Origin of the sequence: Flavobacterium sp. TR2 (assembly GCF_025252405.1) — a bacterium.
Classification (GTDB): Bacteria; Bacteroidota; Bacteroidia; order Flavobacteriales; family Flavobacteriaceae; genus Flavobacterium.
Genome location: NZ_CP104307.1, coordinates 5,055,817 through 5,081,983 on the forward strand (window position 1 = coordinate 5,055,817; position 26,167 = coordinate 5,081,983).

The 26,167-nt window shown below is 35.1% G+C and carries 23 protein-coding genes; 16 read left to right on the top strand and 7 right to left on the bottom strand.

Annotated features, from left to right (window positions below):
- Positions 1-62 precede the first annotated feature (62 nt).
- The 3 genes from purB (at position 63) to N4T20_RS21545 (ending at position 4,516) form a co-directional block, all read left to right on the top strand.
- Positions 63-1,409 carry an adenylosuccinate lyase gene (gene purB / locus N4T20_RS21535; RefSeq protein ID WP_260671103.1) on the top strand — a complete coding sequence of 449 codons (1,347 nt, stop codon included), beginning with the start codon at positions 63-65 and terminating at the stop codon, positions 1,407-1,409.
- A gap of 4 nt (positions 1,410-1,413) precedes the next feature.
- Positions 1,414-2,025 (top strand): hypothetical protein, encoded by a 612-nt coding sequence (locus tag N4T20_RS21540; RefSeq protein WP_260671104.1) that lies wholly within the window; start codon positions 1,414-1,416, stop codon positions 2,023-2,025.
- 214 nt (positions 2,026-2,239) lie between these two features.
- Positions 2,240-4,516, top strand: a complete 2,277-nt coding sequence (locus N4T20_RS21545) for a cation:proton antiporter (protein WP_260671105.1) — start codon at positions 2,240-2,242, stop codon at positions 4,514-4,516.
- An 89-nt stretch (positions 4,517-4,605) separates the two neighbouring features.
- Here the strand turns inward: N4T20_RS21545 and N4T20_RS21550 are convergent, their stop codons facing one another.
- Positions 4,606-5,244, bottom strand: a complete 639-nt coding sequence (locus N4T20_RS21550) for a peroxiredoxin (protein ID WP_111363956.1) — start codon at positions 5,242-5,244, stop codon at positions 4,606-4,608.
- A 112-nt stretch (positions 5,245-5,356) separates the two neighbouring features.
- Positions 5,357-6,268 carry an AEC family transporter gene (locus N4T20_RS21555; RefSeq protein WP_260671106.1) on the bottom strand — a complete coding sequence of 304 codons (912 nt, stop codon included), beginning with the start codon at positions 6,266-6,268 and terminating at the stop codon, positions 5,357-5,359.
- 106 nt (positions 6,269-6,374) lie between these two features.
- Here N4T20_RS21555 and N4T20_RS21560 point away from each other — a divergent pair, with 106 nt between their 5' ends.
- The 5 genes from N4T20_RS21560 (at position 6,375) to meaB (ending at position 10,067) form a co-directional block, all read left to right on the top strand.
- Positions 6,375-6,941: a Crp/Fnr family transcriptional regulator gene (locus N4T20_RS21560; RefSeq protein ID WP_260671107.1), complete on the top strand. Its 567-nt coding sequence runs from the start codon at positions 6,375-6,377 to the stop codon at positions 6,939-6,941.
- Positions 6,942-6,999: 58 nt separating this feature from the next.
- On the top strand, positions 7,000-7,464 hold the full coding sequence (locus N4T20_RS21565) for a hypothetical protein (RefSeq protein ID WP_260671108.1): 465 nt from the start codon (positions 7,000-7,002) through the stop codon (positions 7,462-7,464).
- Between the two features lie 150 nt (positions 7,465-7,614).
- Entirely contained in the window at positions 7,615-8,022 is a 408-nt protein-coding gene (locus tag N4T20_RS21570; protein WP_260671109.1) for an RrF2 family transcriptional regulator, read from the top strand.
- Positions 8,023-8,079: 57 nt separating this feature from the next.
- On the top strand, positions 8,080-8,721 hold the full coding sequence (locus N4T20_RS21575) for an NAD(P)-dependent oxidoreductase (protein ID WP_260671110.1): 642 nt from the start codon (positions 8,080-8,082) through the stop codon (positions 8,719-8,721).
- Positions 8,722-8,960: 239 nt separating this feature from the next.
- Complete coding sequence (gene meaB / locus N4T20_RS21580; RefSeq protein WP_260671111.1) at positions 8,961-10,067, top strand: methylmalonyl Co-A mutase-associated GTPase MeaB; 1,107 nt, start codon at positions 8,961-8,963, stop codon at positions 10,065-10,067.
- Between the two features lie 560 nt (positions 10,068-10,627).
- On the opposite strand, the gene N4T20_RS21585 is transcribed toward meaB, so the two are convergent.
- From N4T20_RS21585 to N4T20_RS21595, 3 genes are all read right to left on the bottom strand, one after another.
- A complete protein-coding gene (locus N4T20_RS21585) occupies positions 10,628-12,565 on the bottom strand; it encodes an LTA synthase family protein (protein WP_260671112.1) in 1,938 nt (645 codons plus the stop codon).
- A 46-nt stretch (positions 12,566-12,611) separates the two neighbouring features.
- A complete protein-coding gene (locus tag N4T20_RS21590; protein WP_072973177.1) occupies positions 12,612-12,839 on the bottom strand; it encodes a hypothetical protein in 228 nt (75 codons plus the stop codon).
- A gap of 84 nt (positions 12,840-12,923) precedes the next feature.
- On the bottom strand, positions 12,924-14,306 hold the full coding sequence (locus N4T20_RS21595; RefSeq protein ID WP_260671113.1) for an MATE family efflux transporter: 1,383 nt from the start codon (positions 14,304-14,306) through the stop codon (positions 12,924-12,926).
- A gap of 189 nt (positions 14,307-14,495) precedes the next feature.
- Here N4T20_RS21595 and N4T20_RS21600 point away from each other — a divergent pair, with 189 nt between their 5' ends.
- Both N4T20_RS21600 and N4T20_RS21605 read left to right on the top strand, forming a co-directional pair.
- Positions 14,496-15,014 (top strand): hypothetical protein, encoded by a 519-nt coding sequence (locus N4T20_RS21600; protein WP_260671114.1) that lies wholly within the window; start codon positions 14,496-14,498, stop codon positions 15,012-15,014.
- A 166-nt stretch (positions 15,015-15,180) separates the two neighbouring features.
- Positions 15,181-16,116 (top strand): DUF6268 family outer membrane beta-barrel protein, encoded by a 936-nt coding sequence (locus tag N4T20_RS21605; protein ID WP_260671115.1) that lies wholly within the window; start codon positions 15,181-15,183, stop codon positions 16,114-16,116.
- Between the two features lie 2 nt (positions 16,117-16,118).
- Here the strand turns inward: N4T20_RS21605 and N4T20_RS21610 are convergent, their stop codons facing one another.
- Both N4T20_RS21610 and N4T20_RS21615 read right to left on the bottom strand, forming a co-directional pair.
- Entirely contained in the window at positions 16,119-16,832 is a 714-nt protein-coding gene (locus N4T20_RS21610) for a LytTR family DNA-binding domain-containing protein (protein ID WP_313771883.1), read from the bottom strand.
- A gap of 241 nt (positions 16,833-17,073) precedes the next feature.
- The gene (locus N4T20_RS21615) at positions 17,074-18,123 is read right to left on the bottom strand and encodes a sensor histidine kinase (protein ID WP_260671117.1); all 1,050 of its coding nucleotides are present in this window, start codon (positions 18,121-18,123) and stop codon (positions 17,074-17,076) included.
- Between the two features lie 355 nt (positions 18,124-18,478).
- On the opposite strand from N4T20_RS21615, the gene N4T20_RS21620 reads away from it, so the two are divergent.
- The 6 genes from N4T20_RS21620 to N4T20_RS21645 all read left to right on the top strand — a co-directional run bounded on the left by N4T20_RS21620 (position 18,479) and on the right by N4T20_RS21645 (position 26,167).
- Complete coding sequence (locus tag N4T20_RS21620) at positions 18,479-19,315, top strand: DUF6929 family protein (RefSeq protein WP_260671118.1); 837 nt, start codon at positions 18,479-18,481, stop codon at positions 19,313-19,315.
- A gap of 77 nt (positions 19,316-19,392) precedes the next feature.
- Positions 19,393-21,549 (top strand): prolyl oligopeptidase family serine peptidase, encoded by a 2,157-nt coding sequence (locus N4T20_RS21625; RefSeq protein WP_260671119.1) that lies wholly within the window; start codon positions 19,393-19,395, stop codon positions 21,547-21,549.
- Positions 21,550-21,645: 96 nt separating this feature from the next.
- Positions 21,646-22,269, top strand: coding sequence for a hypothetical protein (locus N4T20_RS21630; protein WP_260671120.1), 624 nt, complete (start codon positions 21,646-21,648; stop codon positions 22,267-22,269).
- 190 nt (positions 22,270-22,459) lie between these two features.
- On the top strand, positions 22,460-22,960 hold the full coding sequence (locus tag N4T20_RS21635) for an RNA polymerase sigma factor (protein WP_260671121.1): 501 nt from the start codon (positions 22,460-22,462) through the stop codon (positions 22,958-22,960).
- 2 nt (positions 22,961-22,962) lie between these two features.
- Positions 22,963-23,928: a hypothetical protein gene (locus tag N4T20_RS21640; RefSeq protein ID WP_260671122.1), complete on the top strand. Its 966-nt coding sequence runs from the start codon at positions 22,963-22,965 to the stop codon at positions 23,926-23,928.
- 79 nt (positions 23,929-24,007) lie between these two features.
- Positions 24,008-26,167: a vWA domain-containing protein gene (locus tag N4T20_RS21645; RefSeq protein WP_260671123.1), complete on the top strand. Its 2,160-nt coding sequence runs from the start codon at positions 24,008-24,010 to the stop codon at positions 26,165-26,167.

Here is a 26,167-nt window from a genome sequence, read left to right on the forward strand (position 1 = left end):
ATATAACTTTCAGAAGTTTTAACAATACCTTATATTTGCACCTTTCGAAAAACAACATAACAATGACTACTCTAAACGAATTGAATGCTATATCGCCAATTGACGGAAGATATAGAAATAAAACTCAAAATTTAGCGCCTTTCTTCTCTGAAGAAGCTTTAATAAAATACCGCGTTTTGGTTGAAGTGGAATACTTTATTGCTTTATGCCAGATTCCATTACCTCAACTGCAAGGCATTGACTCTAGTTTATTTGAAAGTTTGAGAAACATTTATAAAAATTTCTCAACTGAAGATGCTCTTTGGATTAAAGAAACAGAAAAAGTAACCAACCACGACGTAAAAGCGGTTGAATACTTTATTAAAGATGCGTTTGAAAAATTAGGTTTGTCTCAATACAAAGAGTTCATTCACTTCGGATTAACGTCTCAAGATATTAATAATACAGCTATTCCGCTTTCTACAAAAGAAGCGTTTGAGCAAGTTTATATGCCAACTTTAATTGCAGTAATTGCAAAATTAAAAGAATTAAGCGTTGAGTGGAAAGACATTCCGATGCTGGCACGCACGCACGGACAGCCTGCTTCTCCTACTCGTTTAGGAAAAGAGATTTTGGTTTTCGTAGAGCGTCTAGAAGAGCAAATGCGTTTACTGTTCAATATTCCGTTTGCCGCTAAATTTGGAGGAGCAACAGGAAATTTCAATGCGCATCACGTAGCATACCCGCAGATTGACTGGAAACAATTCGGAAATAAATTTGTTGAAACAGATCTTGGTTTAAAACATTCTTTCCCAACCACTCAAATTGAGCACTACGATCATTTTGCCGCTTTCTTTGATGCATTGAAAAGAATCAATACTATTATCATCGATTTAGACCGTGATATCTGGACGTATGTTTCAATGGATTACTTTAAACAAAAAATCAAAGCGGGAGAAATTGGTTCGTCTGCAATGCCACACAAAGTAAACCCAATTGATTTTGAAAACTCTGAAGGAAACTTAGGAATTGCAAATGCTATTTTTGAACATTTAGCTGCAAAACTTCCAATTTCAAGATTACAGCGCGATCTAACTGACAGTACTGTTTTACGTAACGTTGGAGTTCCTTTTGGACATACGATTATTGCTTTTGAAGCAACTTTAAAAGGTTTGAACAAATTGCTTTTGAATGAAAGTAAATTTACTGAAGATTTAGAGAAAAACTGGGCTGTAGTAGCTGAAGCAATTCAGACTATTTTGCGTCGTGAAGCATATCCAAATCCGTACGAAGCTTTAAAAGGTCTGACAAGAACTAATGAAGCAATCGACAAAAATGCGATTCATAATTTCATTGCAACTCTTGAAGTTTCAGATGCTGTTAGAGCCGAATTATTGGCTATAACTCCTAGTAATTACACAGGAATTTAATTCGATGAAATATCGCTTTTCACTCTTTTTATTACTTGCATTCAGCATATCTATTTATGCGCAAAAAAAAGTAGTTAACGGAATTGAAATAGAAATTCTAAAGGCAAAAGAACCTTCAGAATTTTCTACTCTAATGTTGAGAGGCATAAAATTTGACCAATCGCAGTATAAGTACATTATGGTCAAATGTAAAGTCAAGTCAATAGAAGAAAATCATGCCAGAATAAGTGCTTTTGCATTACTAGATACTGTTAATAAAATTAGATATCGTCTTGGAGATTATTTAGGGTACGGAGCTATGGTAGGAAATCCTGAAAGAAATTATTTCAGAAAAACAAAATCTGAAAATAAAGATTACAGTAGTAACTTGCCTCAATATAAAAGCACTGAAATAGATCAATTTGACAAATTTAATATAGCAGGTTATACTAACTATGAAATTCCAGTCGAGTTTGGGACTAAAAAAAATCCAGATTCCAGTATTGTATATTTTGGACAAACTGCTTACAAAAACTTTAAAGCTGAGTTATTTTTCATTATTCCGCTGACATTAAAAGTTTCTACATTTAGTCTTTATTACAGGGATGTTAATGTGGGTACAGTCAAAATAGAATAAGGAGCACAATCTAAAAAACCGAGTAATTACGCAAGGAATTTAAGAAAAACACCAAATATTTTACCAAAAAAAGCTATCTTTATCGAGATAGCTTTTTTTTATTAAATCCAGAGGCAAATCCAGATTCCGCTCCTTTTTATTTTAATTGGAGCTCATGCATTTCATTTGAAATAATAAGCTGGATCAGCCGCTTAAAAAAACACCATATTTTTATATGATTGCATTAAATGCCGCTGCGGAAACTTCACACCATTTACAACCTTTAATTAGTGATTTAGGATTAATCCTGATGACTGCCGGAATCGCCGTTCTGCTCTTTAGAAAAATGAAACAGCCTTTGGTTTTAGGCTACCTCATCGCAGGATTTTTAGCTGGAAACCATTTTGATTTCTTCCCGTCTATTACCGACATGAAAAGTGTCGAAGTCTGGGCAGAAATTGGAGTTATATTTTTACTTTTTAGCTTAGGACTCGAATTCAGCTTTAAGAAACTAATGAAGGTTGGTGGGACTTCGTCTGTCACCGCCATAACCCAGATTCTGTTTATGACCGTCATTGGCTATGCAGTCGGGCAATGGATGGGCTGGGGAAAAATGGACAGCATATTCTTGGGAGCAACACTTTCAATTTCGTCCACCACGATTATCATCAGGGCTTTTGATGAATTGGGCGTAAAAGGAAAAAAATTCGTCGGAATTGTTTTTGGCGCTTTAATTGTTGAAGATATTGTTGCCATTTTGATGCTGGTTTTATTATCAACCATTGCCGTGAGCGATCAGGTTTCGGGGACAGCATTACTGCAATCTGTTTTAAAACTTATTTTCTTTTTAATCATCTGGTTTTTAGGAGGAATTTTTATTATTCCAACTATTTTCAAAAAAGCAAAACACCTCTTAACAGACGAAATGCTGCTGATTATTTCATTGGCATTATGTTTAATGATGGTTATTTTTGCTTCCAATGTTGGTTTTTCTCCTGCGCTAGGCGCTTTCATCATGGGATCTATTATTGCTGAAACTACAATGGCAGAAAAAATTGAGCATTTAATTCAGCCCGTAAAAGATTTTTTTGGTGCTGTATTCTTTGTGTCAGTCGGAATGTTAATCAACCCTGTAACATTGGTAAATTATGCGCTTCCTGTTGCTATAATTACTTTACTGACCATCTTTGGAAAAGCTTTCAGCTCTTCTATTGGAGCCTTAATTTCTGGCCAGCCGCTAAAACAATCAGTTCAAACCGGAATGAGTTTGGCGCAAATTGGGGAGTTCTCGTTTATTATTGCCACTCTCGGAATGTCCTTAAAAGTTACAAGCGATTTCTTGTACCCAATTATTGTTGCCGTCTCTGCCATTACCACATTTACAACTCCTTTTTTAATAAAATATTCGGAGAGATTTGCTCTGATACTAGAATCTAAAATGCCTAAAAGATGGGTTAAAAACATCAACCGTTATAGTGTGAATGCGCAAGCGATTAAGTCTGTCAGCACTTGGCAGATTGTTCTTCGTTCTTCGATTACGCAAATTATCCTCCATACTATCATTATTACAGCCATTATATTATTGTCCTCTAAATTTGTAGCGCCATTGGTAGCCGATACAAGATTCGGAAATACATTGGCCGCTTTATTGACCCTTGTCGTAATCGCGCCGTTTTTATGGGCGCTTTCGCTGCGTCGTGTAAAAGTAGATGAAGTTGAAATTCTTTGGGAAGAACGTAAATACCGCGGGGCGCTTTTAATGCTTATCTTGATCAGAATGAGTCTTGGCTTGTTCTTCGTTGGATTTTTATTGAACATTTTCTTCTCTCCTTTAGTAGCTTTTGTAGCGCTGATTATTGCAATCGGAGCTTATCAAATTTTCCCTAAAAAACTGAATGAGCAATATCATAAAATCGAAAATCACTTTCTAAAAAATCTAAACGATCGCGAAAACAAAAAGATTGACAGAAGATATGCCAATTTAATGCCTTGGGATGGACATATGTCATTCTTTGAAATTAAAAAAGAATCCAATTTAGTGGGGCAGACTTTACAGGAACTCAAAATTCGTGAGCAATTAGGAATCAATATTGCCTACATAAAACGAGGAGAAGTCACAATACCGATTCCTACCAAAACTGAACGCTTATTTCCAGGCGATGAAATTTGCGTAATTGGAACTGATGCCCAAATTGCCGAATTCACGAAATTTTTAACTCAAAACGAAACCGAACCGCCTACAAAAGTAGAAGAAACCGATATTGTGCTGCGACAGCTTGAAGTTTCTCAAGACGAATTCATTAAAAAAAGCATTGGCCAATTTAGAGCCAAAACTGATGGAATGGTCGTAGGAATAGAACGAAACGGAAACCGTATCCTAAATCCAGAATCTAGTTTAATATTAGAAAAAAATGACATTCTGTGGGTTGTAGGAGATAAAAAAAGAATGAGTGCTTTGATGGCTTTTGAAGGTGCAAAGGTTCAAAGGGACAGAGGTTCAAAGATCTCGTAGAAAATAAAAAGGCTGGTATTTTTTCATTTGGAAAAATACCAGCATTTAAACTTTGTCCCTTTGTCCCTTTGAACCTTTGTCCCTTAAAGTTACTTATTCGGTTGCGGTGTCAATCTCAAATAAGGTTTTATTGGCGTATGCCCTTTTGGGAATTTTGCTGGAATATCGCTGTCTGGAATTGCCGGTGCGATTACCACATCTTCTCCATCTTTCCAGTTTGCAGGAGTTGCAACGCTGTAATTTGCTGTCAATTGCAAACTGTCAATAACGCGGAGCAATTCGTCAAAATTTCTTCCTGTTGAAGCCGGATAAGTCAGAGTCAATTTTATTTTTTTATCTGGTCCGATAACAAAAACAGAACGCACTGTAAATTTATCGCTTGCATTTGGATGAAGCATATCGTATAGATTAGCTACTTTTTTATCCTCATCTGCAATAATCGGAAAATTTACTTCAGTATTTTGAGTTTCGTTGATATCTTTAATCCACTCTTTGTGCGAGTCTAAACCGTCTACACTCAGCGCAATAACTTTAGTATTTCTTTTTTTGAATTCTGGCACATAGTTCGCGACAGTTCCCAATTCAGTAGTACAAACTGGCGTAAAATCTGCTGGATGCGAAAACAAAACACCCCACGAATCTCCTAGCCATTCGTGAAAATTAATTGGTCCTTGCGTGGTTTCTGCGTGAAAATCGGGAGCTATATCGCCTAATCTTAATGTTGACATAATTTCATTTTTTTAGTTCATCTAAAATTAACCAAAAAAAGCATATCGAAAACATTGAATTTCTTAAAAAACGTTAAAATTCTACTTTGTCGATATAATTAGTATTTTACTATTAAATAAAACTCAGAACCAAATACCAGAAAGCAAGCGTAACAAAGGAAATTGGAATCCCGAAACCAATCATCATGCTGCTCAATTTTGGTTTTAGACCGTAAGTTGAAGCCAAAATTGCGCCCGTTATCATGGGCGCCATGGCAGTTTCCATTATAGTAATTTTTATCGCTTCAGAATGCTGGTTAAAAATGAAGACATACAGCACAAAAATTACGAAAGGAATCAAAAGCAATTTAAAGAAAAGGCCAAGACGCAAAAATTTCCAATGCTGGCTTTTTCTATCAAAAGTCAATTGCAAACCGACAGAAAGCAAGGCCAAAGGCGTTACCAGACTTCCAATTTTCAGTAATACAGATTGCAAATTTTCATTTAAATGATAGTCGAAAACATTCATTAGACAGGCCAAAACGAACATTAAAAACGGCGGAAACAAAATGATTTTTTTGAAAATCCCCAATGCATTCGGACTGCCTTTAGAATAAAATGCCGCAGTAAAGACCCCAAGGGTCGAAACCACCACGAAAGTTCCCGGCTGATCGACCAATACAGCTGTTTCTAATCCTTTCTTTCCAAATAAAGCTTCAATAATCGGATATCCTAAAAAAGAACTATTGCTCAATCCAGCTGTCAAAATCAAACAGCCGATCAATTTGTTGGACCAGCCATTTCTTCTTCCTAAAAAATGAAAAAATATAAAAGCCAAAATATACGTAATCCACCCCGCTCCTATTGGAAACAGCAATTCGCTACTCCATTTTATTTTTGGAATATGATATAAAGTAATGGCGGGAAGACAAAAATAAATAACAATTTTATTGAGCGTCTTATAGATATGGGTAGGAAATTGTTTTACGCGCTGTAAAACTAAACCTAGCGAAAGAAAGAGAAATATTAATATAAAATTGTTCATATCATGGCGTAGACACAAAAATAGCGAATTATATATTGATGGCTTGAACAAATTATAGTCTCTCTTTAAGTTTTTTGTTACTTTTAATATGTAATTCTAAAAACCTATGCAGCAAATAAGGGATAATTTTGAACTAATGGCTAAACTTTCTGATGAAGACTGGAATACCTTTTCGTCAAAACTCATTCGTCAGGAATTCCCAAAGAAAACGACAATACTCCAAACCGGTCATGTAGAAAATTATCTTTCTTTTATAGAAAAAGGAATCCTTAGGTATTATGTTCCTTCTGAGAATAAAGACCTAACATTTGCTTTTGTATTTGATGGCGAGTTTACAAGCGGTTACGATTCATTTATTACAAGACTGCCTGCTAGCTATATTATCGAAGCTCTTTCAGATACCATACTTTGGAGCATTTCTCATAACGATCTTCAGGATATTTACGCCAAAACCAAAATTGGCAATACCATTGGCCGATTGGCAAGTGAAGGATTATTTCTTAAAAAATCAAAGAGAGAGCTGTCTTTGCTTAATGACTCTGCAGAACAGCGATATCGTAATCTATTTATCGAAAAACCTCATCTGATACAAAAAATTCCGCAAAAATATCTTGCCTCTTATATTGGCATTACTCCACAAGCTTTAAGCCGAATCAGAAAACGCATTTATTAACCCAGGTTCATTGTTTTAGGTTTCTTTACTATGCATCTTTGCACAATAAAAAAAAGATATGGAAACCTTAATTGTTCTTTTTGGAGTTTTTATCGCAACGATACTAATTAATTGGCTTATAACAAAAAGATTTGAACTTGCATTTTCAGGCAGAATGGCCATGGCAGTTATGCTGGTCTTTACTTCTGTAGGACATTTTGTTTTTAGCAAAGGAATGGCGATGATGATCTCTTTTTTGCCTCACGCAAATGTTATTGTATTTATTACAGGAATTATAGAATTAATTGCTGCCATTGGACTATTAGTGCCAAAAACCAAAGCTCTCACAGGAAAACTGCTGATTTTATTTTTTATCCTACTGCTTCCTGCTAACATTTATGCGGCAAGCCATAATATCAATTTGCAGACTGCCGACTATACTGGCAAGGGCACTTCTTACTTATGGATTAGGGTGCCGATGCAGCTTCTTTTTATAGCTTGGGTATATTTTTCTACTCTCAGCAATCAATCAAAAATCAAATAGCCAATACGGAAAATGCCGATTGTTCCTAGTAATAATTTGCATTTTCCTTTCGTTTTATTTTTATGTTTTTGATTGCCTTAATTAATTTTTAGTTAAATTAGTAGTTTGTGTTACAAAAAGATGTAAATTTGTAACATATTTTATTACAGTATGATTTCAGGTAAATTTGCCATAACGATTCACATTCTTACTCTGCTCCATAAATTCCCAAATGATTATTTGTCATCGGAGTTTATTGCGGGAAGTATTAATTTGAACCCTGTTTTGGTTCGAAAAGAAATTGCCAACTTAAAATCGCATCATATTGTAGAAAGTAAAGAAGGAAAAAATGGCGGTACAAAATTGGCGGTTAATGCTGCTGAACTGACTTTAAAACAAATATTCGAAATGACCTTTGAAACCATTGGTTTAGGTTTTGCAAAAAATCAGCCAAATCCTGATTGCCCTGTCGGAAAAAACATCAATCAGCATTTGGAAGCTTTATACAGCGAAATGAATCAAAAAGTCAGCGCACAGCTGGAGGGAATTTCATTGGAAGATTTTTCGAATCAATTTTAAAACTATTTTTTTATCCAAAACTGTAACATTTTTTATTACTAAATAAATTTATATATTATGAAAATCGCACTTATCGGAGCTACAGGATTTGTTGGCTCAGCAATTTTAAACGAATTAGCAGACAGAAAACATGAAATCACTGCTATTGCAAGAACTCCAAAAGACACAGCAAATGCAACGTGGGTTGCGGCAGATATTTTTAATGTTGATGCATTGGCAGAAATCTTAAAAGGCCACGATGCTGTAATCAATGCTTACAATCCAGGTTGGACAAATCCTAATATTTACGATGACTTTTTAGCAGGCTCTAAAGCTATTCAGGAAGCGGTTAAAAAATCGGGCGTTAAACGTTTTATCACTATCGGCGGCGCGGGAAGTTTGTACGTTGCACCAGATTTGCAAGCAGTTGACACGCCAGATTTTCCAAAAGAGATTTTTCCAGGCGCCAATGCTGCAAGACATTATTTAAATATCATCAAAGAAGAAAAAGATTTGGATTGGGCATTCTTTAGTCCCGCTTTCGAAATGCACGCTGGCACTAAAACAGGAAGAACAGGAAAATATCGTTTAGGTTTAGAAAATCCAGTTTTTAATGACGAACAGAGAAGCATTTTGTCTGTAGAAGATTTGGCCGTTGTTATTGCTGACGAAGTAGAAACTCCAAAACATCATCAGGTGAGATTTACAGCAGGTTACTAACAATATTTTAAGTTTTTTTTTGCCACGAATTCACGAATTTTCTTTTTAAAATTTTTGATGTTATTTTTTCGAATTAATTCGAATAATATTGGATAAAGATTTTAAAAATAAAATTCGTGAATTCGTGGCAAACTTTTTTTAACTCCCTTTGAGCATAACAAATTCATGTAATTCGTGGCAAACTAACTTTTTGAAACTGTTTTTGTTTTCTGTACTTTTACATTTCTAAAAAGTGCGTTTTGTCAGATTCAAATAAAAAAAAAAGCAGCCTATCTGAAAAAGCTGGAATTTCACCTCCCGAAATCACCAATGTTTCGGCTATCAATCAAATTAAAAACAAACGCAGGCATCAACCTACTTCTCAAGAACTAATTGACGGTATTTTAGCAGGAAACAGAACTTCTCTCAGCCGCGCCATTACGTTAATCGAAAGCACCAATTCAGACCATTTTGAAAAAGCTGGCGAAGTGATTCAAGGCTGTTTGACTCATGCCAATAAATCAATTCGAATTGGAATTACAGGTGTTCCAGGAGTTGGGAAAAGTACTTTTATCGAGGCTTTTGGAAAACATCTGACCCAATTAGGGAAAAAAGTGGCAGTTTTGGCAGTTGATCCGAGCAGTTCGCTTTCGCATGGAAGTATTTTGGGAGATAAAACGCGAATGGAAGAATTGGTTAAAGATGAAAACGCTTTTATACGTCCAAGCGCTTCTGGAGAAACTTTAGGCGGTGTGGCACGAAAAACCAGAGAGACAATTATCCTTTGCGAAGCCGCAGGTTTTGACACTATTATCATTGAAACAGTTGGCGTAGGCCAAAGTGAGACTGCTGTTCACAGCATGGTCGATTTCTTTTTGCTTTTAAAGATTTCTGGCGCTGGCGACGAACTTCAGGGCATTAAACGCGGAATTATGGAAATGGCAGATGCCATCGCCATTAATAAAGCAGACGGCGATAATGTAAAAAAAGCAAATCAGGCGAAAGTAGAATTTAACCGCGCTTTGCATTTATTTCCTCCCAAAAGATCAAATTGGCAGCCCAAAGTAACCACCTGCAGCTCGATGACAAAAGAAGGAATTTCTGAAGTTTGGGAAACTATTTCTGAATATTTCGAAATGATGAAAGAAACAGGTTTTTTCCAAGAAAAAAGAAATGAACAAAACAATTTCTGGATGATGGAAACCATCAACGAGCAATTGAAACAAAATTTCTATAATCAGCCAGAAATTATTTCATTATTGGAAGAAAGAAAAAAAGCAGTGCAAAACAATGAAGTTTCATCTTTTGCAGCTGCTTCTGAGTTATTAAAATTGTATTTTGAAAAAAGGTGCAAAGGCTCAAAGTGACAAAGGTGCAAAAGTGCAAAGTAGAAAAAAGTCGCTTTGCTCCTTTTAATTGCTCAATAATCTCGATACACAATCTTGTCAGTTCGAGTGGAGTCGAGAACCTGCATAGCATTTCGACTCCGCTCAATGTGACAAAACTTAGAAACTTAGAAGCTTAGCATCTTAGCACCTTTATTTCTTAAGGCTTCTTTGTCAGTTCGGGCGGAGTGGAGAACCTACGTAGCATTTCGACTCCGCTCAATGTGACAAAACTTAGAAGCTTAGCATCTTAGCACCTTTATTTCTTAAGACTTCTTTGTCAGTTCGAGCGAAATGTGACAAAACCTAGAAGCTTAGCAGCTTAGCACCTTTATTTCTTAAGGCTTCTTGTCAGTTCGAGCGGAGTCGAAAACCTGCGTAGCATTTCGACTCCGCTCAATGTGACAAAACTTAGAAGCTTAGCATCTTAGCACCTTTATTTCTTAAGGCTTCTTTATCAGTTCGAGCGGAGTCGAGAACCCGCAAAGCATTTCGACTCCGCTCAATGTGACAAAACTTATAAGCTTAGCATCTTACCACCTTTATTTCTTAGGTCTAAGCTTATACTTGCTTTCTTTATACAAATTCCCTGCTGTGATAACGTGTGCTAGAGCATCTTTTGCTAAATCTTCGTTCAGTTTTACAGGAATTAAAGTGGTATCATTTTTAATTTCAAATTGAAGCGGTTTCAAATTTGGCTGCATAATCACCACTTGATTTTCTACTCTAAATGCGTTGATGTCGTTAAACTGCATAATAGATCTTCCTTGCACTTTCGGATCTAGTTTAGTCAGATTTCGTCCTACCATTGGCGTTTCGAAAGGCATACCCAAATAACCCAACAATGTTGGCGGAATATCAATCTGGCTTGCCAATCTATCATAAACAGCCCCTTTTTGAACTCCTGGCCCCATGATGAATGCGGGAATATGGAATTTATTAATCGGCACTAAATTTTTACCGTACGTTCTTGTATTATGATCTGCAATTACAATGAAAATCGTATTTTTAAAATAAGGTTCTTTTTTAGCCATTTCAAAGAACTTACCAATAGAGAAATCGGCATATTTCATTGCATTATTTACCGTATTAGGCTTTTTGTCATAAGGTTTAATTCTTCCAGCAGGATATTCGAAAGGCTCATGATTTGAAGTCGAGAACATTAAAGAGAAAAACGGTTTGTCTCCTTTTGATTTGAAATACTGATTGGCTTTGGTTACCAAATCTTCATCAGAATAGCCCCAAGTTCCTTTGAAAGCATATTTGTTTCCATCAGACTCAAAATCGGTTTGGTCTACAATGTCTGTAAAACCATTTCCGTTGAAAAACGATGCCATATTATCAAAATTGGCCATTCCTCCATATATAAAACTCGTGTCGTAACCTTTCTGTTTTAAAGCATCTGCCAAAGTAAAAAATCCTTGCTGCGAGTTTCCAAGCTTTACAACGCTTTCTGATGGCGAAGGCAAAAACCCGGTAACAACAGCTTCAATTCCGCGGACACTTCTTGTTCCTGTACAATATAAATTGGTAAATAGTGTTCCTTCTTTAGACAATTTATCAAATTCTGGAGTCAATGGTTTTCCCCCTAAAATTCCAACATATTCTGCACCTAGACTTTCCTGCAAAAAGATAACTAGATTGTACGGTTTCTGTACAACAGAATCTGGCTGCTGGATATGCAAAAACGGAATATCCTTATCGGTAAAATCATTTGGTCCAGCGATCATGTATTTTTTTACGCGAGCAATTGCTTCGGCTTCATCCATTTTACCATACATTTTGGTATTTCCTTCATTTTTGATGGAATACGCCGCAAATGCAACGGTATAAAATGAATTTAACCCCAAAGTATTCGTCAGTTGATCTGTTGAGAAAACGGCATTACTCGCATTAATAGGACGTTTTGAAGTCAGACTCGAACGTGCTCCAAAAAACAGTAAAAAAGCTACTAATGGAAATACCATCAATTTGAATTTGTATTCTGTGCTTGTTGTATGGAAATATTTTTTCCCTTTTTTGAAAGCAAAATAAATCACAACTCCCAAAATCAAAAATGTCACGATGATAGAAGTCAGATAACTTTTTAAAAGCATTCCAACCACTTCTTTTGGATAGATAAGATAGTCTAAGAAAATCTTATTCGGACGAGTGTCATATTGTTTTACAAAATCTGGCGACGCCAATTCTACAAAAAGAATCAAAAACAGAAATAGAAAACTATAGATTACCAGAAATCTATTGGTAAATTTTAACCATTTATTCGGCAGAAAAGTAATCAAAACCGCCGGCAGAAAAGATAAGTAGCAAAGCAATATCAAATCCATTCGGAGACCGATTGGAAAAATATACCAGAAGTCTGGCGTCTGCTCTACTCTTTCTTTAAAAAGAAAAAATAAAAAAATTCGGCTTAGCGTTGTTATCAACAATCCGATTGCTATAAAATTTAAGATCGGCCTTAAAAAAGATAATTTCTTCATCAATAAAAAGTATTAAGAACGTAAAAGTGATTTTCAAAAAACACGATTACTCTTCGTAACGGTTTATTTCTCTATCATAAAACTCATTGGCCTTCTCAATTAAACCTTCCATTTCGGCGTTTAATTCTGCTTCGTCAAGATCTTCAGCTTCTTCTAAAAACTCAACCTCATCATCTTTTAAATTGATAATGAATCTTGGATAATCCAGGTGAATGATAAAAATATCGTCTGGAAAGTCAGTATTATCTCCAAGTAAAAATTTAGGTAATTCCATATATTATTTTTTTAGTAATTGGTTATTAATTGTTTGCCACTGATTTATCATTTAAAATCAGCAGTTTATATTTTTCAAATTTAATTATTCTGTATCTGAATTTTTAACTAATCTCTTTGTTAAGTAATGAAAGCGCACATACAAACAGATCGCTGCCGCAGTTAATCCTGCCAAAAGTCCAACCCAAACCCCCTGAGCCTTCAATTCGGTATGTTCTCCTAAATAATACGAAATAGGAAAACCAATTACCCAATAGGCTACAAAAGTAATGTACATTGGAATTTTTACATCCTGCAATCCGCGTAATGCTCCTAGAACCACAACCTGAATTCCGTCAGAAATCTGGAAAATGGCAGCAATTAAAAGCAGTTTTGATGCAATGGCAATTACTTCTTCATTATCCAAAATCTGTCCTGTATTTTCCATATTCAAGAAAATATAAGGCAGATAATCGTGGAAAACGATAAAGAAAATAGCAAAAACGGTTTCTAAAATTATGGCAAGCAAAAAGATTGAACGTGCTACAACAATTAGTTTTTTATAATCCATCAGGCCTCTTTGATTGCTTACACGCACCATCGAAGTCACGCTAAGTCCCATTGCAAACATAAAAGTCATCGACGCCAAACTCAAAGCAATCTGATTTGCTGCCTGACTCGTTTTGCCGATATTACCGCAAAGCCAAATTGAAGCCGTAAATAAAACTACCTCAAAAAGCATCTGCATGGCAGAAGGAAACCCGATGCTGATAATCTTTTTTATGGTTGCCTTTTTTATTTCATTAAAACTAAAGCCTTTAAAAAAGCGCTTTAAATCGTCTCTTCGCGAAAGCATGATATGCATGAACATTACCAAAAATATTCTTGAAATCACAGTTCCTAGAGCGGCGCCTATAATTCCCATTTTTGGAAAAATCCAAATACCATAGATTAAAACATAGTTTATAGCCACGTGAAGTACATTGGCCATGACCATCGCATACATCGAATATTTGGTCAGCGACATTCCGTCTGCAAACTGTTTATAGCCTTGATACATTACCAGCGGAATTAGAGAAAAAGCTACCCATCCTAAATATGGTTTTGCAAGCACAATAACATCTGCCGGCTGTTGCAGCAATTCCATAATTGGCTTGGCGAACATGATTACAGTAAAAAGGACGAGTCCCAAAATGGTGCATAGAAATAAACCATGATGAAAAGCAGATCGAATTTTGGTATCATTTTTTTCTGCATCACCTTCAGCAACAATTGGCGTTATGGCTGTAGAAAAGCCAATTCCTAAAGACATTGCGATAAAAATCATACTATTTCCAAGCGAAACCGCCGCCAGTTCTGTGCTTCCAATTTTTCCAACCATTATATTATCGACAATACCGATTAAGGTATGTCCGACCATTCCTAAAATAACAGGATATGCCAGTCTTAAATTATACGAAAACTCTTTGGTGTACTGCTTTAAATTCACTTGTATTCAATTTTGTGCGCAAAGATAGTCAGAAGCTTCGAATTCTGTCCTATCAATAAAAATATATCCCAATTTTAAGACAAAAATAAGACGAGCTCAATATTATGTAACGATTTTTAAAAATTGTATAACAAACTCCAAATGCCTTGCCTATAATTTTACATCATAGAAATTTCAAAAATATAAGCCATGAAAAAATTACAGATGTTATGCCTAGCTGCGTTCACGTTTTTATTTGCCAACACAACTTTTGCTCAAGAGAGCGAAGTACAAAATTACGATCAGGGTTTTAGATTAGGTTTCGGATTAAATGGAGGGCTTCCAACCGACAACGATTATGACTGGTCTCTGGGTGGAGATGTACGTTTACAGTACGATCTTTCTAAAAAAACATCATTAACCTTAACAACGGGATTTACAAATTTATTTATGGGAAAAGATGAACTTGGAAATAACGTAAAAGATCTTGGATTTATTCCGGCCAAAGCAGGTTTTAAAGCTTTTGTCTTAAAAGATCAGTTTTATGTGTTAGGAGAACTTGGTGCTGGTTTTGCAGTAACAAATGGTTACGACAAAACAACCTTTTTATGGGCTCCGGGAATTGGTTATGCCAACAAGTACATCGATTTAAGTGTTCGTTACGAAGATTATCATGACTTTAGAACCAATCAAGTAGCATTGCGTGTTGCTTATGGTTTTAAACTATAAAAAATAGGTTTAATTTATTATTTTGTTTTTGGTAAAAACCCGACAGTCTGAGAAGTCTGTCGGGTTTTTTATTTTATGCCGTTGGTCAAAAGAAAAGTGCTGGTAGTCAAATGATTTTTTGGGATTGATTTAGAACGCTGTAATTCGCAGAAAAATTAATCAAAACATGAACAAAACAATCTTTTATCTCTCGCAGCTTTTACTTTTTTTACTGGCTACAGCTGCCGCACACTCACAGTCGGGAATTTCAGGCGAATTTAAACTCGATTATGTCCCTTTTTCTAAATATGTAAGACCAATGGACAGCACCAAAACAAATGCCGAAAGCAATTTTAAAAGAGCGCAATTGGCATTTGAAGTGCCGTTATCTTTAAAAATGGATCAATACGATCATCCCAAACTTTGGTCAGTGTTTTTTACTAGCAGCTATGCCAAAATGGAAAACAGAAATTACAATATTCAAGATCTTCCAGTGGCATTTCAAGGCGGATTTCCAGATGAATTGCTCAATACGCAAATTGGAGTCAAGCACTTGCGATCTATTTCTTCTTCTTGGTCTTTATTAATAATGGCTTCTGTAGGTGTTTACACAGACATGGTGGAAATTAATAAGGATGATGTCTTAATTCAAGGCGGAATTCTTTTTATCAAACAATTTAACCCTAAACTCGCCTTGGGTGCAGGTCCTGTTTTGACAAACAGTTTTGGTGTTCCAATGGTTCTTCCCGGAATTTATTTTAACTGGGAATCTACTGGAGCTTTACACTTTAAAGTTGCTTTTCCGGAAGGTGTAGAAATAGGCTATCGAATGTCTGATCGTTTTGACTTAAAAGCAGTAGCCGAATTAAGCGGTATGACTGCTGAAACCAAAGTTGGAAATAAATCTACACTACTTGGATATCAGCAGATAATTGCAGGCTTACGGCCTCAGGTAAAATTTGGAAAGCATTGGATTTTAGAACCAACTGGAGGAACTACTCTTGTACGAAGTTTTTCGACGACAAACCGAAAAATAAAAGAAATTTTTAAGGAGAAGGATATTGCAGATCCAAAATTCACCACCACTTTTTATGGAGCAATAGCTCTAAAATGGAAATTCTAGAGTTATCTGCTCAATAAGTTTTTATAGACTACCTCTTTCAATAATACTTCTCTGCGAGTTCTTGAAATAGGTAGTTCTTGTCCTTTTATAAATAAACGTCCGCCAGCAATAGAATCGATATGTGTAACATTTACTAAAAAAGATTTATGGATTCGAAAGAAAATTTCTGTCGGAAGTGTTTCTTCTAATGAAATCATCGTTTGATGGATAATCAGCACTTTATCCTTAAAATGAAGTTTAGCGTAATTTTGCATTCCTTCGATATACAAAATATCCATCCAAGAAATTTTTTGAAATCCTTCTTCCTGACGCACATATAAAAAGGGATCTAACTGACTTTGTTTTGGAGAACTCAGCATTTGATACCATTGTTTTGCTTTTAGCGCAGCCTGATAAAAGCGCTGAAAAGTAATTGGCTTTACTAAATAATCTACTACCTGAAGTCGGTACCCATCTAAAGCATATTCTGAATAAGCAGTTGTAAAAATCACCAATGGCGGATTTTCTAGCGATTCTAAGAATTCTAATCCAGACAAATAAGGCATATTTATATCCAAAAACAATAAATCTATCTGTTTTTCCTGGAGATATGAAGTGGCTTCAAGAGCCGAAGCGCAAGTGCCTACCGTTTCGAGAAAATCAATTTTAGAAACAAAATCTGCTATTCCGTTTCTTGCTATGGGTTCATCATCGATAATGAGACATTTCATTTTCATAGTTTTCTTGTTTCAGGTTTGGTGTTTTTTTGTTTCACGCAGATTTAGCAGATTTTTTTTCGAAATCCTTTAACCTTTATAAACTGTGGCAAAAATTTTAAACGCAAAGAGCACAATCCCGATAGCTATCGGGATACCTAAGTTCGCAAAGTTTTAATTTTTAATTTTAAAAGTAAGACTAAAGATCGCAAAGAAACTGATTTAAAATTTTTGCTAATTCGTGCAATTCGTGGCTAAAAATTTATTTTAAATCTAAAATCACTTCCGCAGTAAAATCAGAATCGGTTTTATGGATTTCAAATTTGTATTTTTTGGGATATTGTATTTCCAGTCTTTTCTTTACGTTCTCTAAACCTAACCCCTGATTTTTTGAAGGTATTTTGTATTGCTCCGTGTAAGAATTTTCAATTTTAAAATTTAATTGGTCATTGAATTGTTTACAGGACAATTTCACATATCTTTTTTGGTCTGGAAGCCTAGAAACGTGTTTAAAAGCATTTTCAATTAACGGAACTAAAAGCAGAGGTACAATTTGGAGCTGGCCATCTTCAATCTTCCATTTGCTTTTAACATCGAGTTCATTTCCCCATCTGGTTTCTTCAACAGCAATCAAATCTTTTAAGTATTTAATTTCAAGATGCAAAGGCACATATTCTTTATTGCATTCGTACAATTGATACCTCAAAATATCTGAAAACCGAACTAATAAGTCGGAGGCTAACTTTACATCGCTTTGCATCAGAATATGAATATGATTTAACACATTAAACATTAAATGCGGATTTATCTGATCTTGCAAAATCTTGATTTGCGCTTCTAAATGAACTTGCTGCAATTGAGCATGATTTTTTTCGATAATGCTGTGTTCTTGATAAAATCGAAGTCCGCACGCAGTACCGCAAATTAAAATCGCCGACGGAATGTTGCCGTAAAATCGCGCCCATAAAAAATGAAGAGAATCTACATCTGCTGCTTCAGGATATGCTCTTCTTCTCATAACCGAATCAGAAAAAACAATATAAATCAATGACAGGCAAAATGCCAAAAGCAGTACCACAATAACGCTTTGTACCGCAAACCAGTTCATTTTATTTTGTTTTAGTGCTTTGGGCAGTATAACGTCACTTAACACATGAGCTAAAACAGCAGAGCAAAACAAAACCAAAACAGCCTGAATCGTAGCGGTCAAAAAATCGTAATCTTCGATCATCTGCGCCCAAATCGTGATGCCTAATAAGCTCCAAAAAAAGACTAAAAATATCCAATGCCTATTTTTATTGATTGCAATCATCTATAAATAATTTGTTGACAAAATTTAACTTCAAAAGTAATCCTATATTTTTTAAACAAATAACAAAGGAGCATAAACCGCAACCACTATTAAAATTAATTTGACGAACTGCATTTTTACTTTGACCAATGGATTTTACAAAGGAGTATAAAATAACCCTGACTGTCCCTAAGGTTCGAGACTGTCAGGGTTTAAAATTATCTAATTGATGAATTATCTCAATTACCTGTTTTTTTTATACAACTCTTCTTTCTTTAATCTCTATTTTCATTCTTTATCTTAATAAATAGTCTAATTTTACGATGTATGTCTTTCCGAAGACTGGGAACTCATAACTATTCAAAACAACATTTTCATGGAAAAATTCACATTAGAAATATTATTTCAAATTATCGGAATCGGTTCGGCATCTGGATTATTTTACAACAATGACGCTCTTTACGTAATTGGCGACAATAGCGGATTTCTTTACGAATACAATATGCAGAATCAGCAGCTAAATCAGCACGCTTTAATTGATAATCCGACACAGAATATCCCGAAAAACTTAAAACCCGATTTTGAATCGCTCACACATCATAATGACACGCTGTATGTTTTTGGTTCTGGTTCGACCGAAAACCGAAATAAAATGATTGAATTTGATTTGAAATCGAAAACCATTTTACAAAAGAATAATTTAGTCGATCTATATGCTGTAATGCAGAATTTCGGCGACATTAAACCAGAAGATTTCAATCTAGAAGGTGCTATTTTTGATGGTGAAAACTGGTATTTGTTCAATCGCGGAAATGGCGTCTCAAACAAAAACACCATTTTTACAATTCATGCCAAAAATTTAGGAGAAGAATTTGCCTTGATTTCTGTCAATTATAAACTCCCAAAAATAAAAGGCGTTCGTTCCAGTTTTACAGATGCCATTTTGGTCGATGACAAAATCTATTTCCTTTCAACTGCAGAAGACACCAAATCAACTTATGATGACGGAGAAATTCTGGGAAGCTTCATCGGAAGAATCGATGTAAAAACCATGAAAATCGATTTTACCCAAAAGATTACCTCAACCAATAAATTTGAAGGTCTGACTTTCTATAAAAAAGAAAACAATAAAATTGAGTTTTTGCTTTGTGAGGATAATGACACGGAACTTTTAGAAACTAAGATTTATAAATTGACATTGCCGATTAAATAAAATTGTAACGTTTTTCTTAAAAGAGCGTCTCTTATATCAAAATCAAAACAGTAATAATCATAAGCCCATTTAAAATAATGACTAGAAAAATTGCTTTCTCTCTTTTAGTTTTAATTACAAGTCAAGTTACGCAGGCACAATACAAATATCCTGCTACTCCAGAACGCCCTGTTGTGGATGATTACTTTGGAACAAAAATTACAGATTCTTACCGATGGCTAGAAGATATGAATAGCCCTGAAGTTCAAAAATGGTTTAAAGACGAATCGGATTATACAAATTCCATTGTAAAAAAAATTTCTGGACGTGATGACCTTTTTAAACGAATGAAAGAAATTCAGGCTTTGGGTGGAGATCAATACGGTCTCATTAGGAAGGTTGGAGATGTTTATTACTATACTAAAAACAAAAAAGACGAAAACATCGATAAATTGTACCTTCGCAAAGGCAAAAACGGAGCCGACGTTTTATTGATAGATCCTAGTACGATCAAAAAAGGGGCAACTATTACAAGTTTTATTATTAGTCCTGACAATAAAAAATTGGCAGTAACTATATCTCAAGATGGTGCAGAAGTTTGTGATCTCCAAATTATGGATCTTGAATCGAAAAAGTTCCTTTCGGATATACTCACACCTGTTTGGAGCGAATTCCCTTTTGAATTTACTCCCGATAGTAAAGCCATAACATATACGCAAATGGTTACCCGAGATAATACAAGTGACGATTTTTTGAAGAATATGACATCTTTCGTGCACGTTATTGGCACTGATTCTAAAACAGATAAAATACTAGCTTCAAAAGAAAACAATCCTGAATTAGGCATTCTGTCTGAACAATTTCCTTATGTTACGTTTTCTAATGATTTTGCGTACATAATTTTAAATATTGGATCAACAAAAAATGAAGAATTCTCTTTTTATGCTCCATTCTCAGAACTTGGAAAATCAAAAATCAATTGGAAACCATTAATTAAATATGAGGACGAAATAACGGGAAGTCACATTATTGGCGACAAACTATTTTTTCTTACTCACAAAAATGCGCCAAATTACAAACTTGCCTATACGAGTATAAAAAACCCAAATTTTGATAAAGCCACAGTCCTTGTTCCAGAAAACGACAAAGTAATACGAAGATTAAGAAGGTCTAAAAACTTCATCTATTATAATTTGAGCGACGGAATCAATCAGGAAATTTTTCAAGTTAACGCCAAAACTTTAGAAACAAAATCTATTCCGTTACCAATAGGCTCTAATGGCGGTTATCCATTAAGCCCACGTGAAAACGACGATATGTTATTATTTAACAATGGTTGGGTTACACCTTCTACAGATTATGATTATAATAGCTTAACAGGCAAACTAGAAAAAAGCACGGAATTAACTTCAAATGGCGCTTTTCCTGACTTTGGCAAAGATTACGTGGTAAAAGAAGTAGAGGTTCCAAGTCATGACGGTGTAATGGTGCCTTTATCAATAATCTATCCTAAAAATATCAAAATGGATGGTTCGACACCTTGTTATATTGCTGGATATGGAGCCTATGGAATTAGCCAATATCCTTATTTTGTTGGTCCAAGTCTAATGACTTTATTAGAACAGCATACTGTCGTAGCTTTTGCCCATACAAGAGGCGGAGGAGAAAAAGGCAATAAATGGCATGTAGACGGAATGAAAGCTAAAAAGCCAAATACTTGGAAAGACTTTAATGCCTGTTCAGAATATTTAATAAAAGAAAAATATACCTCTAAAGAGAAACTTATTGGAAATGGAGTTAGTATGGGTGGTGTATTAATTGGAAGAGCAATCACAGAACGTCCTGATCTTTATAAAGTGGCACTTGTTGAAGTAGGCTGTACAAATACCATTAGAATGGAAACGACTCCCAATGGACCAAACCAAATACCTGAAGTTGGTTCATTAAAAAATGAAGAAGATGTAAAACATATACTAGAAATGGATTCGCAGAGTAAAGTAAAGAAAGGCGAAAAATATCCTGCAGTTTTTATTCGTACAGGAATTAATGATCCAAGAGTTGCACCGTGGGAACCGGGTAAGTTTGCCGCTATTTTACAAAACTATAACAGCTCAGAAAATCCAATTTTGTTACATGTTAACTATGCAAACGGCCACCATTCAAATGATTTAGATGTTACATTTGGAGACGAAGCCGATATGTTTGCTTTTGCATTATGGCAAGTCGGAAATACAAAATTCCAAATTGCGAAATAATACTACATTGGGAATCTTTGTGCTATTATTTTATCACAAAGATTCGCAATGTTATTTATAGAGATTCACTAAGTTTTAAAAAACATATTCTTATAAATGAAACAACTCTACAGAATTATATTCATTTTATTTTTTATCAGCCTTAAAATTTATTCTCAAAAGCAAGAAGCTATAATTTACTTTAAAGATGGAGATTCTATTGAGGGATTCGCTTATCTAAAATTCAATAAAATAAAATTTAAAGTTGCTCAAGAAGACAAACCCGATACTTGGGATGAAGAATTTGTAAAAAGAATTAAATTCGTTGATTTTGGTTTTTCAAGAACTTTCGAATATGTCAAACTAAATTCTTTAGACAAACCCAAATTGGTAGAAATCATTACTAAAGGAGAAGCGACTTTATATAAAAAACTTGGTTCCGATTTTAGTCTTCTTGACCAAATTTATAATCCATATGATGATCGACCTGCCACTTACAGCCCTCAAACCGATTCTTTTCAGCAACCAATTGAATCTTCTATATTTTATTATATCAAAAAACAAAAAGACAAATATCCAACTTGTTTAAATTGCGGCGTCGTAAATGCGTGGAAAAAAAACACCTCGAAAGTTTTTGCTGACTGCGATTTTATTGTTAAAAAACTAAAGGATAATAAATGGGTTTTCGAAGACATTAAAGAAATTGTAGAATTTTATAATGACATTTGTTTAGGAGAATGATTACAGTCATAAGCACAGCAGTACGTCTCTATAAATAAAAAAACCTTTGTAACTTTAAGCCTTTGTAACTCTCAAACTAAAAAAAATATTTTTTTTTCACCCCCGTCCCAACCTTTTTATCTTTTTTACTCTCTATACAAGAAAGACAACAATTGTGATAAACGAGACTCAAATAGCAAACTGTAAAAAAATGCACCGCGATGCCCAACGTCAGGTGTACGAATACATGGCGCCAAAGTTGTACCGCCTTTGCAAAAGATATTTAAAAAAGGAAGAGGAAATCGAAGAAGCTGTGGCTGATTCTTTCTTTACGATTTTTACCAAACTAGATCAGTTAAAAGAAGCGTATGCTTTTGAAGCTTGGGCAAGACGCATAACTGTAAACCATTGTTTGGCGACAATTAGAAAAGAAACCAACTTTAATATGTATTTAGACGATGTGAAAATGCTTTCGCAACCTTCTGTCGACGAACTGAATACATTGGAAGAAGAAGATTTGCTTAATTTATTAAACCATATTCCAGACGGCTGTAAAACTGTATTTAACCTTTTTGTCATTGAAGGTTTCTCGCATAAAGAAATAGCCGAAATGCTAAAGATCTCTGAAGGCACCTCAAAATCACAATTGAATGCCGCTAAGACCAAATTGAAAGAACTGGTTAATAAACTGTATTATCAAAAAGCAAAATAGTCATGGACAATCAAGATAAATTATTCGATAAAATAAAAGAAGCTTCGCAAAAAGCCGAGTTTCAAGACTTTCCAGGAATGGAAAAAGTCTGGGCGCGCGTAGAAGAAAAACTGGACAAAAAAGAAGACAAAAAAACAATTGCATTATGGAAAAAAATTGCTGTTGCAGCTTCTCTTCTATTATTGCTTTCTCTAGGTTTTCAATTTTTATATTCTAGTAAAGAAGCTGTTATAGAAACGCCAAAAGTAGTTCTGGAAGAAAAAGAAATAAAACAGCCTCACGCTGAAGAACCAATTTTAAATCAAAATGATGCCACTTCTTCTGAAATAGTTTCAAGCGAAGAAGCAGTTAAAATATTAGACAATCAAACAAAAAATAAAGAACGAGTTGCGGTTCAAGAAGTAACAGCTCCTCAAGCAGGACCGGTTCAATCTGCTCCAGCGCCAAGTATAGCTGCAGAAATGATTGTTTCGGCAAACGAGCCTCTTAGAAGCGAACATTACGAAGAAGATGCTAAAATATCTTCAAAAACTGAAATGACTCCAGAAATGGGTTATTCAAGTTATCCTCAAAGAGAGTCTGCAAAAGTTGCTTATTCAGCTGCGCCAACACAAAAAGCTAAAAAAAGCAGTCCTCTGGTAGTTCTTAACGGAAACGCACTAGCGCATAGCGATGATGTCAAGAAAGACAAAATGATTCAAAACGAACTTCCGAATCTGCAGCCAGAAAATTTAGATTCGCTTGTCGTTCTTGACGAACCTTTATACATCATAGACGGAATTTACTATTCGGAAAATGATCTGTTTGGCAAAAACCCGACTAGTCCATATGCACCTTTAGACAAACAAGACATTAAAACCATAACTATTTTGCAAGACCTTGAAGCTACCGAAAAATATGGCGAAAGAGGCAAAAAAGGAGTTGTTATAATCACTACAAAAAACGGAAAACCAGCTCCGAAAAAATAATTAGAACACTACAAAACTTTGTCAAAGTTTTAAACTTTGACAAAGTTAAATCTCAACATTAATTCTAAAACTTATTATCATGAAAAGTCTAAAACTTATTTCATCAGCTATTGCTATGCTTATATGTTTCGTAAGCATGGCACAAGAAAGAACGATTTCCGGAATCATTTCAGACGAAAACAAACAGCCTATTCCTGGGGCAAATATTTTCAATAAGACATCAAAAGCAAATGCTGTAACCAATTTTGACGGCCAATACAGCATTCAAGCTAAAACGGGAGATCTACTGGTTTTCAGCATCGTTGGATACAAAAGTCAAAGCCAAAGGGTTCAAAATTCAAATACAATTAACATAAAACTGCTTCCGGAGAATCAGACTTTAAATGAAATTGTGGTTGTTGGCTACGGCACAAGCACTTCTGAATATGAAGACCGAAGCTATGCGCATGCTGAAAAAAGAAGAGAAAAGAAAGATGCAGCACAGGCTCTTAAAGGAAAAGTCGCAGCCGTTCAAGTTGCAAGCAATGCCCTTTACATGCCAAGCCCAACTGCTGCTATACGCGGAACTGCTCCTATTTCTCCAAATAATGAACCGATGTACATTATTGACGGAGTTCCTGCGAAAGCCAATCAAATGGCAAAAATCAATCCGAATGACATCAATAATGTTTCCGTTTTAAAAGATCAAGCCGCAACTTCTATTTATGGAAGTAAAGCTTCGAATGGCGTTGTGATTATTTCAACTAAAAATGAAATGTATAAAAATCTTTCTGAAAAAGAATTGGATAAAAAACTCAACATTCTGCCAATTCCAACAGAACCGACACAGGAAGATTATGATGCTTTTGTTGAAAATGCTTTCGAAAGTCCAAAAACAGCTCCGCTTTCTACATTTTCTATAGATGTAGATAATGCTTCGTACACCAATATCAGACGTTTTTTAAATAACGGGCAGCAAGTTCCAAAAGATGCCGTTCGTGTGGAAGAAATGGTTAATTTCTTTAAATACACTTATCCGCAGCCTAAAAACGAACATCCGTTTTCTATCAATACAGAAGTGAGCGATTCGCCTTGGAATAAAAACAACAAAATCTTAAAAATTGGTTTGCAAGGAAAAAATATTCCAACCAACGATTTGCCAGCTTCCAATCTTGTTTTCTTGATTGATGTTTCGGGATCAATGGGCGACATGAACAAATTGCCTTTATTGAAACAATCAATGAAAATTTTGGTAAACGAATTACGATCAAAAGACAAAGTTTCTATTGTCGTATATGCTGGGGCTGCCGGGATGGTTTTAGCGCCAACTTCTGGCGATGAGAAAAAAACAATTATCGATGCTCTAGATAAATTAGAATCTGGCGGAAGCACTGCTGGAGGCGCAGGAATTGAATTGGCGTACAAAACGGCAACAGAAAATTTCATTAAAGGCGGAAACAATCGTGTGATTCTAGCTACTGACGGTGATTTTAACGTTGGAAGTTCATCAAATTTGGATATGGAAAAACTAATTGAGGAAAAAAGAAAAACAGGTGTTTTCTTGACTTGTCTTGGTTACGGAATGGGCAATTATAAAGACAGTAAAATGGAAATCTTGGCCGATAAAGGAAATGGAAATTATGCTTATATCGACAACATACAGGAAGCAAATCGCTTTTTAGGAAAAGAATTCAAAGGTTCGATGTTTGCTATCGCGAAAGATGTAAAAATTCAGATCGAGTTCAATCCGAAACAAGTTCAAGCGTATCGTTTGATTGGTTACGAAAACAGAAAACTTCGTCCAGAAGATTTTAAAAATGATGCAATTGATGCAGGCGAATTAGGAAGTAATCATACCGTTACGGCTTTATACGAAATTATTCCTGCTGGAGTAAAAAGTGATTATTTAGCCGAACAGCCAGATCCTTTAAAATACACTAAAACAGAAACCAGTTCAAACAATTACAGTGGCGAATTGGCAACTATAAAATTCCGTTACAAAAAGCCAGATGGCGATAAAAGTATTGAAATGGTTCAAGTAATCGAGAATAAAGCAGTTGCTTTAGATAAAGCGAGTGATGACATGAAATTTAGTTCTGCCGTAGCTTGGTTCGGATTAAAATTAAGAGACTCAAAATTAATCGCAGACAAATCTACTGAAGAAATTGTAAAACTAGCGAAGCAAGGAAATTCAAACGACGGAGAAGGTTACAAAGCTGAGTTTATTCGTCTGGTTGAAACTTCCAAACAGTATAATTAA

Coding starts and splice junctions, on each gene's coding strand:
- N4T20_RS21545 (WP_260671105.1), top strand. CDS start 2,240: ATGATTGCATTAAATGCCGCTGCGGAAACTTCACACCATTTACAACCT.
- N4T20_RS21585 (WP_260671112.1), bottom strand. CDS start 12,565: ATGAAGAAATTATCTTTTTTAAGGCCGATCTTAAATTTTATAGCAATC.
- N4T20_RS21620 (WP_260671118.1), top strand. CDS start 18,479: ATGGAAAAATTCACATTAGAAATATTATTTCAAATTATCGGAATCGGT.
- N4T20_RS21555 (WP_260671106.1), bottom strand. CDS start 6,268: ATGAACAATTTTATATTAATATTTCTCTTTCTTTCGCTAGGTTTAGTT.
- N4T20_RS21630 (WP_260671120.1), top strand. CDS start 21,646: ATGAAACAACTCTACAGAATTATATTCATTTTATTTTTTATCAGCCTT.
- N4T20_RS21625 (WP_260671119.1), top strand. CDS start 19,393: ATGACTAGAAAAATTGCTTTCTCTCTTTTAGTTTTAATTACAAGTCAA.
- N4T20_RS21615 (WP_260671117.1), bottom strand. CDS start 18,123: ATGATTGCAATCAATAAAAATAGGCATTGGATATTTTTAGTCTTTTTT.
- N4T20_RS21560 (WP_260671107.1), top strand. CDS start 6,375: ATGCAGCAAATAAGGGATAATTTTGAACTAATGGCTAAACTTTCTGAT.
- N4T20_RS21570 (WP_260671109.1), top strand. CDS start 7,615: ATGATTTCAGGTAAATTTGCCATAACGATTCACATTCTTACTCTGCTC.
- N4T20_RS21645 (WP_260671123.1), top strand. CDS start 24,008: ATGAAAAGTCTAAAACTTATTTCATCAGCTATTGCTATGCTTATATGT.
- N4T20_RS21610 (WP_313771883.1), bottom strand. CDS start 16,832: ATGAAAATGAAATGTCTCATTATCGATGATGAACCCATAGCAAGAAAC.
- N4T20_RS21550 (WP_111363956.1), bottom strand. CDS start 5,244: ATGTCAACATTAAGATTAGGCGATATAGCTCCCGATTTTCACGCAGAA.
- purB (WP_260671103.1), top strand. CDS start 63: ATGACTACTCTAAACGAATTGAATGCTATATCGCCAATTGACGGAAGA.
- N4T20_RS21605 (WP_260671115.1), top strand. CDS start 15,181: ATGAACAAAACAATCTTTTATCTCTCGCAGCTTTTACTTTTTTTACTG.
- N4T20_RS21540 (WP_260671104.1), top strand. CDS start 1,414: ATGAAATATCGCTTTTCACTCTTTTTATTACTTGCATTCAGCATATCT.
- N4T20_RS21590 (WP_072973177.1), bottom strand. CDS start 12,839: ATGGAATTACCTAAATTTTTACTTGGAGATAATACTGACTTTCCAGAC.
- N4T20_RS21640 (WP_260671122.1), top strand. CDS start 22,963: ATGGACAATCAAGATAAATTATTCGATAAAATAAAAGAAGCTTCGCAA.
- N4T20_RS21575 (WP_260671110.1), top strand. CDS start 8,080: ATGAAAATCGCACTTATCGGAGCTACAGGATTTGTTGGCTCAGCAATT.
- N4T20_RS21565 (WP_260671108.1), top strand. CDS start 7,000: ATGGAAACCTTAATTGTTCTTTTTGGAGTTTTTATCGCAACGATACTA.
- N4T20_RS21635 (WP_260671121.1), top strand. CDS start 22,460: ATGCACCGCGATGCCCAACGTCAGGTGTACGAATACATGGCGCCAAAG.
- N4T20_RS21600 (WP_260671114.1), top strand. CDS start 14,496: ATGAAAAAATTACAGATGTTATGCCTAGCTGCGTTCACGTTTTTATTT.